The following is a 13,441-nucleotide window of genomic DNA, read 5'->3' as shown; positions in this document are numbered from 1 at the left end:
AAATGATCAGTTCGGCGCCGAGCGCGGCCAGTTGTGCGAAGTGCTCCGCACCGAGCTGGCCGAATTCGCCGGCATCCCACTCGAAGCGCTCGCCGCGGGAGCCGACCACCACGCTGGATTCGACCCGTTCGTTGTTGATGGCGACCCAGCCCGGGCCGTGCGCAGTGAGGGTCTGGACGTCGGATTTGTCGGGCTGTAGCTTCATCGAGGAGGGGGGGTGATCTGTGGTCAAATTATAGGTTTTCCCCTGCGCAGACCCCCTTGGAGGGACTTTGAAACCGCTCAAGAAATCGGCCAAGCTGGCCAATGTGCTCTACGACATCCGCGGCCCGATCATGGACGCCGCGAAGCAGATGGAGGAAGAGGGCCAGAAGATTATCAAGCTCAACATCGGCAATCTGGCGGTGTTCGGCTTCGATGCGCCCGAGGAGGTCCAGCAGGACATGATCCGCAACCTGCCGGCCTCGGCGGGCTACTCGGACAGCAAGGGCATCTTCGCGGCGCGCAAGGCGGTGATGCACGAGACCCAGAAGCAGGGCATCGCGGGCGTCACGCTCGATGACATCTATCTTGGCAACGGCGCCAGCGAGCTGATCGCGATGGCCACCAACGCGCTGCTCAACGACGGCGACGAGTTGCTGGTTCCGATGCCCGACTATCCGCTGTGGACCGCGGTGGCGAGCCTTTCGGGTGGCCGGCCGGTGCACTACCTGTGCGACGAGGACAACGGCTGGATGCCGAACCTGGACGACATCCGCGCCAAGATCACGCCGCGCACCAAGGGCATCGTGGTGATCAACCCGAACAATCCCACCGGCGCGCTGTACTCGGACGATCTGCTCAAGGGCATCGTCACGATCGCGCGCGAGCACGGCCTGGCGATCTTCGCGGACGAGGTCTACGACAAGGTGCTGTACGACGACGTCAAGCACACGGCGATCGCCAGCCTGTCGAAGGACGTGCTGACGCTGACCTTCAACTCGCTCTCCAAGAGCTACCGCTCCTGCGGCTACCGCTCCGGCTGGATGGTGGTGTCGGGCGACAAGAAGATGGCGCGCGACTACATCGAGGGCCTCAACATGCTCTCGAACATGCGGCTGTGCGCCAACGTGCCGGGCCAGTGGGCGATCCAGACCGCGTTGGGCGGCTACCAGAGCATCAACGACCTGGTCCATCCGGGCGGGCGCCTGCGCCGGCAGCGCGACCTGGCCTACGAGCTGATCACGGCGATTCCGGGCGTGAGCTGCGTCAAGCCCAGCGCGGCGCTCTACATGTTTCCGAAGCTCGATCCGAAGGTCTATCCGATCGAGGACGACCGGCAGTTCTTCCTTGAACTGCTCAAGGAGACCAAGGTGATGCTGGTGCAGGGCACGGGCTTCAACTGGACCGCGCCCGACCACTTCCGCATCGTGTTCCTGCCGCACGAAGAGGACCTGCGCGAGGCGGTCGGCCGCATCGCCGGCTTCCTCGAACGCTATCGAAACCGGGGCGCCTGAGCCCCATTGCTCCAGAAGACGAATCGAATGAAACCCATCCAAGTTGGCCTGCTCGGCATCGGCACGGTCGGTAGCGGCACCTTCCAGGTGCTCCAGCGCAATCAGGAAGAAATCAAGCGCCGTGCGGGCCGCGGCATCGAGATCACCATGGTCGCCGACCTCGACACCGCGCGTGCCCGCTCGGTGGTCGGCGAGGGCGTACAGGTGGTCGGCGACGCGCGTGCCGTGATCGCCAACCCCGAGATCGACATCGTGATCGAGCTGATCGGCGGCTACGGCATCGCGAAGGCGCTGGTGCTGGAGGCGATCGCCGCCGGCAAGCACGTGGTCACGGCCAACAAGGCGCTGCTCGCGGTGCACGGCACCGAGATCTTCGCGGCCGCTCATGCCAAGGGCGTGATGGTGGCCTTCGAGGCCGCGGTGGCCGGCGGCATCCCGATCATCAAGGCGCTGCGCGAGGGCCTCACGGCCAACTCGATCCAGTGGATCGCCGGCATCATCAACGGCACCACCAACTTCATCCTGTCGGAGATGCGCGACAAGGGCCTGGACTTCGACACCGTGCTGAAGGAGGCGCAGCGCCTGGGCTACGCCGAGGCCGACCCGACTTTCGACATCGAGGGCGTCGACGCCGCGCACAAGGTCACGCTCATGAGCGCGATCGCCTTCGGCATTCCGGTGCAGTTCGACCGCGCCCACGTCGAGGGCATCACCAAGCTGGCGGCGCAGGACATCAAGTACGCCGAGCAGCTCGGCTACCGCATCAAGCTGCTGGGCATCACCAAGCGCAAGGCGCAGGGCATCGAGCTGCGCGTGCACCCGGCGCTGGTGCCCTCCAAGCGCCTGCTCGCCAATGTCGAGGGCGCGATGAACGCGGTGGTGGTCAATGGCGACGCCGTCGGCACCACGCTCTACTACGGCAAGGGCGCCGGCAGCGAGCCGACCGCCAGCGCGGTGATCGCCGACCTGGTCGACATCACGCGCCTGCACACCGCCGATGCGGCACACCGCGTGCCGCACCTGGCCTTCCATCCGGACGCGATGAGCGACCTGAAGATCCTGCCGATGGCCGAGGTCGTCACCAGCTACTACCTGCGCCTGCGCGTGGCCGACGAGGCCGGCGTGCTGGCCAAGGTGACCGGCCTGCTGGCGAGCGCCGGCATCAGCATCGACGCCGTGCTGCAGCGCGAGGCCGACGAAGTGGGCGGCGAAGGCTCGACCCAGACCGACCTGATCATCCTCACGCACGACACGCGTGAAGGCACGCTCGACGCCGCGCTGGCGGACCTGCAGGCGCTGCCGACCGTGCTGGCGCCGATCGTGCGCATCCGCAAGGAAGAGCTGTCCTGATGCGCTACCTGTCCACGCGCGGCCATCCGGACCGCCGCCGCTTCTGCGACATCCTGCTGGAAGGCCTGGCGCCCGACGGCGGGCTGTATCTGCCCGAGCAGTATCCCAAGGTCGATGCGGCCACGCTCGCGAAGTGGCGCGGGTTGCCCTATGCCGACCTGGCCTTCGAGATCCTCTCGCTCTACATCGACGACATTCCGCAGCACGACCTGAAGGGGATCTGCGCCCGCACCTACACCGCCGAGGTGTTCGGCACCGACGAGATCGTCCCGCTGCGCGAGCTCGAGGACGGCGTCTACCTCGAAGCCCTGTCGAACGGCCCCACGCTGGCCTTCAAGGACATGGCGATGCAACTGCTGGGCAACCTGTTCGAGTACGAACTGGGTCGCCGCGGCGAGCAACTCAACATCCTCGGCGCCACCAGCGGCGACACCGGCAGCGCGGCCGAGTACGCGATGCGCGGCAAGAAGGGCGTGCGGGTCTTCATGACCTCGCCGGACGGCCGCATGAGCCCGTTCCAGCAGGCCCAGATGTTCAGCCTGCAGGATGCGAACATCCATAACATCGCGATCAGCGGCGTGTTCGACGACTGCCAGGACATCGTCAAGGCGGTGTCGAACGACCTGGCCTTCAAGCGCAAGTACAAGATCGGCACGGTCAACTCGATCAACTGGGCGCGCTTGCTGGCGCAGGTCGTCTACTACTTCGCCGGCTACTTCCAGGCGACATCGGCCCCCACGCTCGGCACTGGCGTGTCCTCGCTGCCCCCCGAGGGGGCTCTTTCATCTTGGGGCGGCCCGGCGATGAAAGGCTTCAACGACAAGCAGGTCAGCTTCACCGTACCCTCGGGCAACTTCGGCAACGTCTGCGCCGGCCACGTGGCGCGCATGATGGGCCTGCCGATCCGCACGCTGGTGGTGGCGACCAACGAGAACGACGTGCTCGACGAGTTCTTCCGCACCGGCGTCTACCGCGTGCGCTCGGCCGCCGACACGCACGAGACCTCCAGCCCGTCGATGGATATTTCGAAGGCCAGCAATTTCGAGCGCTTCGTGTTCGACCTGGTCGGCCGCGACGCCGCCAAGACGCGCGCGCTGTTCGAAGGCGCACTGGGCAGCGCCGGCCGCTTCGACCTCAGCGCCGACCCGGCCTTCGCCGGTGCAGCGACCCGCTTCGGCTTCGTCAGCAGCCGCAGCACCCACGCCGACCGGCTGGCGACCATCCGCGACACCGACAAGCGATTCGCCACGCTGATCGACACCCACACCGCCGACGGCCTGAAGGCCGCGCGCGAGCATCTCGTGCCGGGCGTGCCGATGATCGTGCTGGAGACCGCGCTGCCGATCAAGTTCGCCGAGACCATCGTCGAGGCCCTGGGCCATGAGCCCGATCGACCCGCGCGCTTCGAAGGCATCGAAGCGCTGCCGAAGCGCGTCGTCAAGCTGCCGGCCGATGCCGAGGCGGTCAAGGCCTACATTGCACAGAACTGCGACTGACGTGGCGGGCGCATGAAAGTCATCGGCTTCGCCGGCTACTCGGGCGCGGGCAAGACCACGCTGGTGGAGCGATTGATCCCGGTGCTCAAGCTGCACGGCCAGCGGGTCTCGGTGGTCAAGCATGCGCACCACAAGTTCGACATCGATCATCCGGGCAAGGACACGTTCCGGCATCGCGAGGCCGGCGCCTTCGAGGTGGTCGTGGCATCCGACAAGCGGCTGGCGCTGATTCGCGAGTTCGAGCGGCCGACCCAGCTCGGCGTGCACGAGCTCATCGCCGAGCTCGATGCCGGCGTCGATTGGGTGCTGGTCGAGGGCTTCAAGCACAGCGACCTGCGCAAGATCGAGATCTGGCGCGCGCCCGCGGCCGGCGAGGTCGCGCGGCCGGCGCGCTACATCGAGGACCCGTTCATCGTCGGCGTCGCGACCGACGATCCCGCAGGGCTGCCGCGGCCGACCGAGCTGCCGATCTTTGACCTCGACGACGTCGATGGCATCGGCGACTGGCTGCTGCGACACGCCGACCGTTTCGACTACRAGGTGGAGCACCATGGCTAGCACTTCCAACCGTCCGCCCCTGATGCCGCTCGACGAGGCGCTTGCGCGGCTGCTGGCGGCCGCCACGCCGCGCGTCGACACCGAGAGCGTGTCGACCTTCGAGGCCGATGGCCGCGTGCTGGCGCAGGATGTGGTGTCGGCGCTCACCGTGCCGCCGCGCGACAACAGCTCGATGGACGGTTACGCGGTGCGCAGCGCCGATTGCGCCACGGCCGGCGTCGTGCTGCGGGTGGCCCAGCGAATCCCGGCCGGCAGCGTGGGCACGCCGCTGGCCGCGGGCACGGCCGCGCGCATCTTCACGGGCGCGCAGATCCCCGAGGGCGCGGACGCGGTGGTGATGCAGGAAGACACGGCCGCGCTGCCGGAAGAAGGCGGCCTGGGCCGCGTGCGCATGGACATCGCACCGGCTGCGGGCCAGTGGATCCGCCGCGCCGGCGAGGACGTCGCGGCCGGCGACGTGGTGCTGTCCCGCGGCGAACGGCTCACGCCCGCAGGCCTGGGCCTGGCCGCGAGCGTCGGGCTGGACCGCCTGCAGGTGGCGAAGCGGCCGAGGGTCGCGCTGCTGTCGACCGGCGACGAACTCGTGATGCCCGGCGAGGTGGCGCCCGGGGCAATGAAGCCGGGTTCGATCTACAACTCCAACCGTTTCTTCATGCGGGCGCTGCTCGTGCGTCTCGGGTGCGAGGTCAGCGACCTGGGCATCGTGCCGGACCGGCGCGATTCGACCATCGAGGCGCTGCGCGCGGCCTCGCTCAGCAACGACCTGATCATCACCACCGGGGGCGTGTCGGTCGGCGAGGAAGACCACATCAAGGGCGCGGTCGAGCACCTCGGACAGCTCGATCTCTGGTCGCTCTCGATGAAGCCGGGCAAGCCCTTCGCCTACGGCCGCATCGGCGATGCGCACCTGACCGGCCTGCCAGGCAATCCGGTGTCGAGCTTCCTGACCTTCCTGCTGCTGGTGCGGCCCTTCCTGCTGACCTTGCAGGGGGCGAATCGCGTGGCCCCGGAGCCGATCGCGATGCGCGCCGACTTCGACTGGCCGCGGGCCGACCGGCGGCGCGAGTTCCTGCGCGCGCGGCGCAACGCGGCCGGCGGCCTCGACCTGTTCGCCAACCAGAGCTCCGGCGTGCTGACCTCGATGGTGTGGGGCGACGGCGTGATCGACACGCCCGCGGGCCAGCCGTTCAAGGCCGGTGACACGGTGCAGTTCATTCCCTTCGCTTCGCTCTTGGGTTGAAGATGAAAGTCCATGTTCGCTACTTCGCCTCGGTGCGCGAGGCGCTCGGAACCGGCGGCGAAACGGTCGACACCGCGGCGTCCGACTTGGGCGCGCTGCGCGACGAACTGATCGCGCGCGGCGGGCCGCATGCGAGCGCCCTGGCGCGCGGCCGGGCGGTGCGCATGGCGCTCGACCAGATCATGAGCAGCGAGGCCGCCTTGCTGCGCGAGGGCAGCGAGGTCGCCTTCTTCCCGCCGGTCACGGGCGGCTGAGCGCTTCCAGCGTGGCGAGCAGGCGCGCGCGCCGCTCGGGCGCGACGCGTGTCATCGGCGAACGCAGCTCGTCCTGCAGCAGGCCTTGCGCGGCCAGTGCCGCCTTCAAGGGGCCCGGGTTGGCGTCGGCGAACAGCGCTTCGATCAGCGGCAGCAGGGGCTGCCACTGCGCGCGCGCCTCTGCCAGCCGACCTTCGCCGAGCAGGCGCAAGACCGCCACGAAGCGCCCGGTCTGCAGGTGTGCACTCGCGGCGATCGCGCCGGCGCCGCCTTCGGCCACGGTGCTGAACAACTGCGCGTCCTCGCCCGCCAGCACCTGCAGCCGGCCGTCGGCGATCAGCGCGCGGGTCTTCGGCAGGTCGCCGCCGCAGTCCTTGATGCCGCGAACGCGCGGATGGGCCGCGAGCGCCAGCAGCGTCTCGCGCTCGATCGCGATGCCGGTGCGGTAGGGAATGTCGTAGATCAGCAGCGGCACCGCGCTGGCGTCGGCGATGGCGCCGAACCATTCGACAAGGCCGGCWTGCGAGGGGCGGATGTAGCTCGGCGCCGGCACCAGCAGACCGGCCAGACCGTGCGAGCCGAGTTCACGCACCCAGCCCAGCGTCTTGCCCAGGTGGTAGCCCGACAGGCCCATGATGCGCGGCAGCGCGGGGGCCGCCTGGGCCACCGTGGCCAGCACGGCCAACTGCTCGTCGGCGTCGAGCGCGGCCGCCTCGCCAGTGGAGCCGCAAACGACGAAGCCCGCGATGCCGGTGGGCGCCAGCCGCTCGACCAGTGCCGCCAGCGCGGCATGGTCGACCGCGTGGTCGCGGAACGGCGTCACGAGCGGAATCCAGAGGCCCGAGAAATCGGGGGAGGGTGAATGAGAGTCTTGCACGCAGTGGTCCTTTCAGGAGTCGACCGATGGAGGAAACCACCGTCGAATGCGCGCACGCCACCCACTCTGGCCAGAGGCCTTGCAGTTCCGTCGCTCATCCGACGACGGAACCGAAGCTCCGGTCAGACGAGCTCGGGTTTTTTGGCTTTGCCTTGCAGGCGTGTGCAGGCCGCTTCTTCGCGAGAAGAAAGGCGGGATTGCAGGGCGCTGGAAGGCATCGCGCGAGTGTATCGCGGTGCCACAATCCGGTCATGACTCCCGCACGCGTTTCGATTCAGAAAGAGGACTTCGACCTGCAGGAGGAGGTTGCCGCGTTGCGCGCCGGCGACGCCCGGGTCGGTGCGGTCTGCAGCTTCATCGGCACGGTGCGCGACCGCAATGACGGCAGCACCGTGGCCTCGATGGAACTCGAGCACTACCCGGGCATGACCGAGAAGGCCATCGAGGCCATGATCGACGAGGCCCATCGGCGCTTCGACATCCTCGGCGCCCGCGTGATCCATCGCGTCGGGCTGCTGCAGCCGGAGGACCAGATCATGATGGTCGCCGTGACCTCGGCGCACCGTGGCGAGAGCTTCCAGGCCTGCGAGTTCCTGATGGACTACCTCAAGACCCAGGCGCCGTTCTGGAAGAAAGAGCAAACACCCGAGGGTGCCCGCTGGGTCGATGCCCGCGCCACCGACGACGAGGCCATGGCCCGTTGGGGCATCACCATCAGCAACGCCTGACCCCGAGCCCCATCCGCATGCCGGCCGCGCCCAGCGCGCCGCCTTCGTGGGCTGCCGCGGAACCGGCTTCGCCGGGCCGCTGGCAGCGCCCCCCGGCAGGGGGGTGGGCGGGCTACACGAAGTGAGCCCAACCTTGGGGGGCGAGCCAGTCATTGCGGCTGGAAGCCGCTGGCCTTGATGATCTGCGCCCAGGTCTGGGTGTAGCTCCGGACCCGCCCTGCGAACTGGCCTTGCGGCATATAGCCGACCGTGAGGCCCATGGCGGTCAGGCGATCGCGCACGTCGGGCATCGCCAGCACCTTGGCCAACGCGACACCGAAGCGGTCGATCACGGGCTGGGGTGTGCCCACGGGCGCGAAGATGCCGTAGTAGGGCAGGTCTTCGAGGCCCGCGAGACCCAGCTCGGCGAAGGTCGGCACCTGCGGCAGCACGGCCTGGCGCTTGTCGCCGATCACCGCGACGACGCGGATCTTGCCGGCCTTCTGGTTCTCGATGAAGTCGGGAATGGAGCCGATGCCGGAGGAGATCTGGTTGCCCAGCATGTCGGCGAGCATGGGCGCGCTGCCGCGGTAGGGCGCGGCCTGGACATCGATCTTGTACTTGGCGCCGATCAGCTTGACGAGGAATTCGGGGATCGAGGCCGGCGCCGGGACGCCGATCGTGTCCTTGCCGCCGCGCTCCTTCCTGACCCAGGCCACGTATTCGTTGACCGACTTGGCCGGCGTGCCGCCCGATACGGCGAGCGCGTTGGCGAAGGTGGCGAAGCCCGCCACCGGCACGAAGTCGCGCGCCGGATCGAAGCCCGGGTTCTTGACCACCTGTGGCAGGATCGAGATCGAGTGGTCATGCGAGAGGAAGAAGGTGTGGCCGTCGGCCGGCGCCGCCTTGAGCGCCTGCGCCGCGATCTGGCCGCCGGCGCCGGCGCGGTTGTCCACCACCACGGAGGTGCCGAGCTCGTCCTTGAGCTTCTCGGCCAGCGTGCGGGCAATCACGTCGGTGCCGCCGCCGGCCGGGAATCCGACCAGGAGCCGGACCGGCGTGCCGGCCGGCTGGGCCAGCGCCAATCCCCCGGCGGCCAGCAGGCCGGCCGCGAAAAAACCGCGCGCGACGCGCGTGGCGCCACTCCATGTTGACTTCAGCATCTATCGACTCCAATGATGGGGATGGAAAAATGTCCGGAAGGTCTTGATATCGATCCGGAACGGCCCTATTTTGAATGCAGGAATCAAGCCATGCGTCAAGACAAACTCACTACCAAATTTCAAGAAGCCTTGAGCGACGCTCAGTCGCTCGCGCTGGGCAACGACAACGCCTATATCGAACCCGTCCACCTGCTGGTCGCCATGCTGCGCCAGGACGACGGCCCACGCGCGCTGCTCGAGCGCGCCGGTGCCAACGTGCCCGGTCTGCTGCAGGCCGCCGAGGCGGCGATCAAGAAGCTGCCGCAGGTCGAGGGCCACGACCAGGTCCAGGTCGGCCCCGAAACGGCCAAGCTGCTGCAGGCGACCGAGAAGGAATCCATCAAGCGCAACGACCAGTTCATCGCGAGCGAGCTCTATCTGCTCGCGGTGGCCGACAGCAAGGCCGAGATCGGCAATCTGGCGCGCAGCAACGGTGTGACGCGCAAGTCGCTCGAAGCCGCCATCGAGGCGGTGCGCGGCGGCCAGGGCGTGAACAGCGCCGATGCCGAAGGCCAGCGCGAAGCACTCAAGAAATACTGCATGGACCTCACCGAGCGCGCCCGGCTGGGCAAGCTCGACCCGGTGATCGGGCGCGACGAGGAAATCCGCCGCGCCATCCAGGTCCTGCAACGCCGCACCAAGAACAACCCCGTGCTGATCGGCGAGCCCGGCGTCGGCAAGACCGCCATCGTCGAAGGCCTCGCGCAGCGCATCGTCGCCGGCGAGGTGCCCGATTCGCTCAAGGGCAAGCGCGTGCTGTCGCTCGACATGGCGGCCTTGCTCGCCGGTGCCAAGTTCCGAGGCGAGTTCGAGGAACGTCTGAAGACCGTGCTGAACGAACTCGCGAAGGACGAGGGCCAGACCATCGTCTTCATCGACGAACTGCACACCATGGTCGGCGCCGGCAAGGCCGAGGGCGCGATGGATGCGGGCAACATGTTGAAGCCGGCGCTCGCGCGCGGCGAGCTGCACTGCGTCGGCGCGACCACGCTCGACGAATACCGCAAGTACATCGAGAAGGATGCCGCATTGGAGCGCCGCTTCCAGAAGATCCTCGTGGGCGAGCCGAGCGTCGAAGCGACGGTCGCGATCCTGCGCGGCCTGAAGGAAAAGTACGAGGTCCACCATGGCGTCGACATCACCGACCCGGCGATCGTCGCCGCGGCCGAGCTGAGCGACCGCTACATCACCGACCGCTTCCTGCCCGACAAGGCGATCGACCTGATCGACGAGGCCGCGGCCAAGATCAAGATCGAGATGGACTCCAAGCCCGAGGTCATGGACCGGCTCGACCGCCGCCTGATCCAGCTGCAGATCGAGCGCGAAGCCGTGCGCCGCGAAAAGGACGAGGCCTCGCAGAAGCGCTTCGCACTGATCGAGCATGACATCGCCAACCTGCAGAAGGAAATCGCCGATCTCGACGAGGTCTGGCAGGCCGAGAAGGCGCAGGCCCAGGGCAGTGCGCAGATCCGCGAGGAGATCGACAAGATCAAGTTCCAGATCGCCGAGTTCACGGCCAAGGGCGACTTCAACAAGGTGGCCGAGCTGCAGTACGGCAAGCTGCCGGGGCTCGAGAAGCGGCTCAAGGAAGCGCAGGACACCGAGGCCAGCAAGGGCAAGTCCAGCGCACCCACGTTGCTGCGCACCCAGGTCGGCGCCGAGGAGATCGCCGAGGTCGTGGCGCGTGCCACCGGCATCCCGGTGTCCAAGCTGATGCAGGGCGAGCGCGACAAGCTGCTGATGATGGAAGACAAGCTGCACGAGCGCGTGGTCGGCCAGGACGAGGCCATCGGTGCGGTCGCCAACGCGATCCGCCGTTCGCGCTCCGGCCTGTCGGACCCGAACCGCCCGACTGGCTCCTTCCTGTTCCTCGGCCCCACGGGGGTCGGCAAGACCGAGCTGTGCAAGGCATTGGCGGGCTTCCTGTTCGACAGCGAGGACCACCTGATCCGCGTCGACATGAGCGAGTTCATGGAGAAGCACTCGGTCGCGCGCCTGATCGGCGCGCCGCCCGGCTACGTGGGCTACGAGGAGGGCGGCTACCTGACCGAGGCCGTGCGCCGCAAGCCCTACAGCGTGCTCTTGCTCGACGAGGTCGAGAAGGCGCACCCGGACGTCTTCAACGTGCTGCTGCAGGTGCTCGACGACGGCCGTCTGACCGACGGCCAGGGCCGCACCGTGAACTTCAAGAACACGGTGATCGTGATGACCAGCAACATCGGCTCGCCGATCATCCAGTCGATGGTCGGGCAGCCGACCGAGGAGATCAAGGAGGCGGTCTGGGATGAGCTCAAGAACTACTTCAGGCCCGAGTTCCTGAACCGGATCGACGAGACCGTGGTGTTCCATGCGCTCGACGCCAAGAATATCGAGGYGATCGCCGCGATCCAGCTCAAGGTGCTGACGGACCGCCTGGCGAAGATGGACCTCGGTCTCGAGGTGTCGCCGGCCGCGCTGGCCGAGATCGCCAAGGTCGGCTTCGACCCGGTCTTCGGTGCCCGGCCGCTCAAGCGCGCGATCCAGCAGCGGATCGAGAATCCGCTGTCGAAGCTGCTGCTCGACGGCAGCTTCGGGCCCAAGGACACGATCGTGGTCAACACCGACCCGATCCAGGCTCCGGGCCAGTTCGCGTTCCGCAAGGCCGGGGAACCAAGCGTCGAGGCCGTGGACTAAGAACGATGGTGAATTTTCTCGTCCGCCTGATCCTCTTCCTCCTGGGCCTGGTGTTCGCGGCCAGCCTGGCGGTCGCCGTGCTGCTGCTGGCGGCGGTCTGGGGCCTGCGCTATGGCTGGGCGCGTCTCACCGGCAAGCCGGTTCAGCCCTGGGTGATGCGCTTCGATCCGCGTGGCGGCTTCGACCGCTTCCGCGCCGCCGGCCGTCCGGCCGAGCCGAGCGCGTCCGACGTGGCGGGCGCCCGTGCCCAGGGACAGGCGGCCGACAGTCCGGTGCGATTGCGCGATCCGGGCGTGGTCACCGACGTGCAGGCCCGTCCGGTGCCGCGCGACGGCGGCGGCAACTGATCAGGCGCGGTACAGCGCCTCGATGTCGTCCGCATAGCGCTGGTAGATGCTGGCGCGCCGCACCTTCATGGTTGCGGTGACCTCGCCATCGTCGTGGTCGAGTTCCTTGGTCAGCAGGTGGAAGCGCCGGACCTGCGAGACCTGCGCCAGCTGCGCATTGCCGCGCTGGATCTCGGCGTCGATCAGTCCCCGCACCCGCGCCTGGTCCACCAATGAGCGGAAGTGCGTGAACGGGATGCGTTCGGCCTCGGCCCACTTGCCGACSGTCTCGTAGTCGATCTGCACCAGCGCGCCGACGAACTTTCGGCCGTCCGCCACCACGATGCATTCCTTGATGAAAGGGCTGCCCTTCATCGTGTTCTCGATCTCCGAGGGCGTCAGGTTCTTGCCGCCGGCGGTGATCATGATGTCCTTCAGGCGGTCGACGATGCGCAATTGGCCGTCTTCCTCGCGCACCACGTCGCCGGTGTGCAACCAGCCGTCGCGGATCGAGGCCGCGGTGGCTTCGGGGTTCTTGTAGTAGCCCTCGAACACCATCTCGCCCTGCACCAGCAACTCGCCGTCGTCGCCGACGCGATGCGCGGTGCCGAGCGTCGGCGGTCCGACGGTGCCGATCCGGACCTCGTCGCGGCGGTGGCCGGTGATCATGCCGGTCGATTCGGTCAGGCCGTAGACCTCCACCAGCGGCACGCCGAGCGCGCGGAAGAAGCGCACCACGTCGGGGGGGATCGGCGCCGCGCCGGTCAGCGCGACCTTCGCGTGGCGCAGGCCGATGAAGTTCTGCAGCGCGCGCAGCACGGTCCAGTAAGCCAGTGCGAAGCGGGTTCGCTCGCCCAGGCTCCAGGTGCTGCGCGGCTTCTCGGCCAGCGGCATGCCCGCCGCCAGCGCGCGCCGGTACAGCGCGCGCTGCAGCCGTCCGGCCTCCTGCATCTTGATGCTGATGCCGGCGTGYAGCTTCTCCCAGATGCGCGGCACGCCGAGGAACATGGTCGGCGCGACCTCGCGCAGATCTTCCTGCACCGTGCGGATCGATTCGCCGAAGTTGACCTGCGAACCGAGGTAGAGCGGCACGAAGGTCGAGAGCATCTGCTCGGCCACGTGGCACAACGGCAGGTACGACAGGTGCGTGGTGTCCCGGTCCAGCCCGAGCCGATCGACGATGCCCGGCACCGCGCCGCGGATGTTGCGCCAGGAGATCATGGCGCCCTTGGGCTTGCCGGTGGAGCCCGAGGTGTAGATCA

12 protein-coding genes and 1 pseudogene are annotated in these 13,441 nt (G+C 68.0%); 9 read left to right on the top strand and 4 right to left on the bottom strand.

Annotation, left to right across the window (positions count from 1 at the left end; genetic code table 11):
* Positions 1-205, bottom strand: a pseudogene (locus tag AC1D2K_RS16625) (Mth938-like domain-containing protein); the annotation flags it as partial.
* A gap of 67 nt (positions 206-272) precedes the next feature.
* On the opposite strand from AC1D2K_RS16625, the gene AC1D2K_RS16620 reads away from it, so the two are divergent.
* Genes AC1D2K_RS16620 through AC1D2K_RS16595 form a run of 6 tightly spaced genes read left to right on the top strand, consistent with a single transcriptional unit; the run spans position 273 to position 6,394 of the window.
* Positions 273-1,496 carry a pyridoxal phosphate-dependent aminotransferase gene (locus AC1D2K_RS16620; RefSeq protein WP_478089936.1) on the top strand — a complete coding sequence of 408 codons (1,224 nt, stop codon included), beginning with the start codon at positions 273-275 and terminating at the stop codon, positions 1,494-1,496.
* Between the two features lie 27 nt (positions 1,497-1,523).
* Positions 1,524-2,846, top strand: coding sequence for a homoserine dehydrogenase (locus AC1D2K_RS16615; RefSeq protein WP_478089935.1), 1,323 nt, complete (start codon positions 1,524-1,526; stop codon positions 2,844-2,846).
* Positions 2,846-4,342, top strand: coding sequence for a threonine synthase (locus AC1D2K_RS16610; RefSeq protein ID WP_478089934.1), 1,497 nt, complete (start codon positions 2,846-2,848; stop codon positions 4,340-4,342). The genes AC1D2K_RS16615 and AC1D2K_RS16610 overlap by 1 nt, the downstream gene beginning before the upstream one ends.
* Positions 4,343-4,354: 12 nt before the next feature.
* Positions 4,355-4,900 (top strand): molybdopterin-guanine dinucleotide biosynthesis protein B, encoded by a 546-nt coding sequence (gene mobB / locus AC1D2K_RS16605; RefSeq protein WP_478089933.1) that lies wholly within the window; start codon positions 4,355-4,357, stop codon positions 4,898-4,900.
* Positions 4,893-6,140, top strand: coding sequence for a molybdopterin molybdotransferase MoeA (locus AC1D2K_RS16600; RefSeq protein WP_478089932.1), 1,248 nt, complete (start codon positions 4,893-4,895; stop codon positions 6,138-6,140). Before mobB ends, AC1D2K_RS16600 begins: the two co-directional genes overlap by 8 nt.
* A 2-nt stretch (positions 6,141-6,142) precedes the next feature.
* A complete protein-coding gene (locus tag AC1D2K_RS16595) occupies positions 6,143-6,394 on the top strand; it encodes a MoaD/ThiS family protein (protein ID WP_478089931.1) in 252 nt (83 codons plus the stop codon).
* Here the strand turns inward: AC1D2K_RS16595 and dapA are convergent.
* On the bottom strand, positions 6,381-7,271 hold the full coding sequence (dapA, locus tag AC1D2K_RS16590) for a 4-hydroxy-tetrahydrodipicolinate synthase (RefSeq protein ID WP_478089930.1): 891 nt from the start codon (positions 7,269-7,271) through the stop codon (positions 6,381-6,383). The genes AC1D2K_RS16595 and dapA overlap by 14 nt on opposite strands.
* A gap of 251 nt (positions 7,272-7,522) precedes the next feature.
* Here dapA and AC1D2K_RS16585 point away from each other — a divergent pair, with 251 nt between their 5' ends.
* Positions 7,523-7,999 carry a molybdenum cofactor biosynthesis protein MoaE gene (locus tag AC1D2K_RS16585; RefSeq protein ID WP_478089929.1) on the top strand — a complete coding sequence of 159 codons (477 nt, stop codon included), beginning with the start codon at positions 7,523-7,525 and terminating at the stop codon, positions 7,997-7,999.
* A gap of 149 nt (positions 8,000-8,148) precedes the next feature.
* Here AC1D2K_RS16585 and AC1D2K_RS16580 read toward each other — a convergent pair whose 3' ends face one another.
* Entirely contained in the window at positions 8,149-9,141 is a 993-nt protein-coding gene (locus AC1D2K_RS16580) for a Bug family tripartite tricarboxylate transporter substrate binding protein (protein WP_478089928.1), read from the bottom strand.
* Positions 9,142-9,231: 90 nt separating this feature from the next.
* On the opposite strand from AC1D2K_RS16580, the gene clpB reads away from it, so the two are divergent.
* Both clpB and AC1D2K_RS16570 read left to right on the top strand, forming a co-directional pair.
* Positions 9,232-11,853 carry an ATP-dependent chaperone ClpB gene (gene clpB / locus AC1D2K_RS16575; protein WP_478089927.1) on the top strand — a complete coding sequence of 874 codons (2,622 nt, stop codon included), beginning with the start codon at positions 9,232-9,234 and terminating at the stop codon, positions 11,851-11,853.
* A 5-nt stretch (positions 11,854-11,858) separates the two neighbouring features.
* On the top strand, positions 11,859-12,200 hold the full coding sequence (locus AC1D2K_RS16570) for a hypothetical protein (RefSeq protein ID WP_478089926.1): 342 nt from the start codon (positions 11,859-11,861) through the stop codon (positions 12,198-12,200).
* Here the strand turns inward: AC1D2K_RS16570 and AC1D2K_RS16565 are convergent.
* Positions 12,201-13,441, bottom strand: a 1,241-nt coding sequence (locus AC1D2K_RS16565) for an AMP-dependent synthetase/ligase (protein WP_478089925.1), incomplete at its 5' end; no start/stop codon positions are given.

The organism is Variovorax sp. P1_H12_2, assembly GCF_056405335.1.
The sequence above is the reverse complement of the archived record's forward strand: the minus strand, read 5'-3'. Positions and strand labels throughout refer to the sequence as shown.

Excerpts from the sequence above, each read along its gene's own strand:
- AC1D2K_RS16615 (WP_478089935.1), top strand. The coding sequence starts at position 1,524 with ATGAAACCCATCCAAGTTGGCCTGCTCGGCATCGGCACGGTCGGTAGC.
- AC1D2K_RS16610 (WP_478089934.1), top strand. The coding sequence starts at position 2,846 with ATGCGCTACCTGTCCACGCGCGGCCATCCGGACCGCCGCCGCTTCTGC.
- AC1D2K_RS16600 (WP_478089932.1), top strand. The coding sequence starts at position 4,893 with ATGGCTAGCACTTCCAACCGTCCGCCCCTGATGCCGCTCGACGAGGCG.
- AC1D2K_RS16595 (WP_478089931.1), top strand. The coding sequence starts at position 6,143 with ATGAAAGTCCATGTTCGCTACTTCGCCTCGGTGCGCGAGGCGCTCGGA.
- AC1D2K_RS16585 (WP_478089929.1), top strand. The coding sequence starts at position 7,523 with ATGACTCCCGCACGCGTTTCGATTCAGAAAGAGGACTTCGACCTGCAG.
- AC1D2K_RS16580 (WP_478089928.1), bottom strand. The coding sequence starts at position 9,141 with ATGCTGAAGTCAACATGGAGTGGCGCCACGCGCGTCGCGCGCGGTTTT.
- AC1D2K_RS16570 (WP_478089926.1), top strand. The coding sequence starts at position 11,859 with ATGGTGAATTTTCTCGTCCGCCTGATCCTCTTCCTCCTGGGCCTGGTG.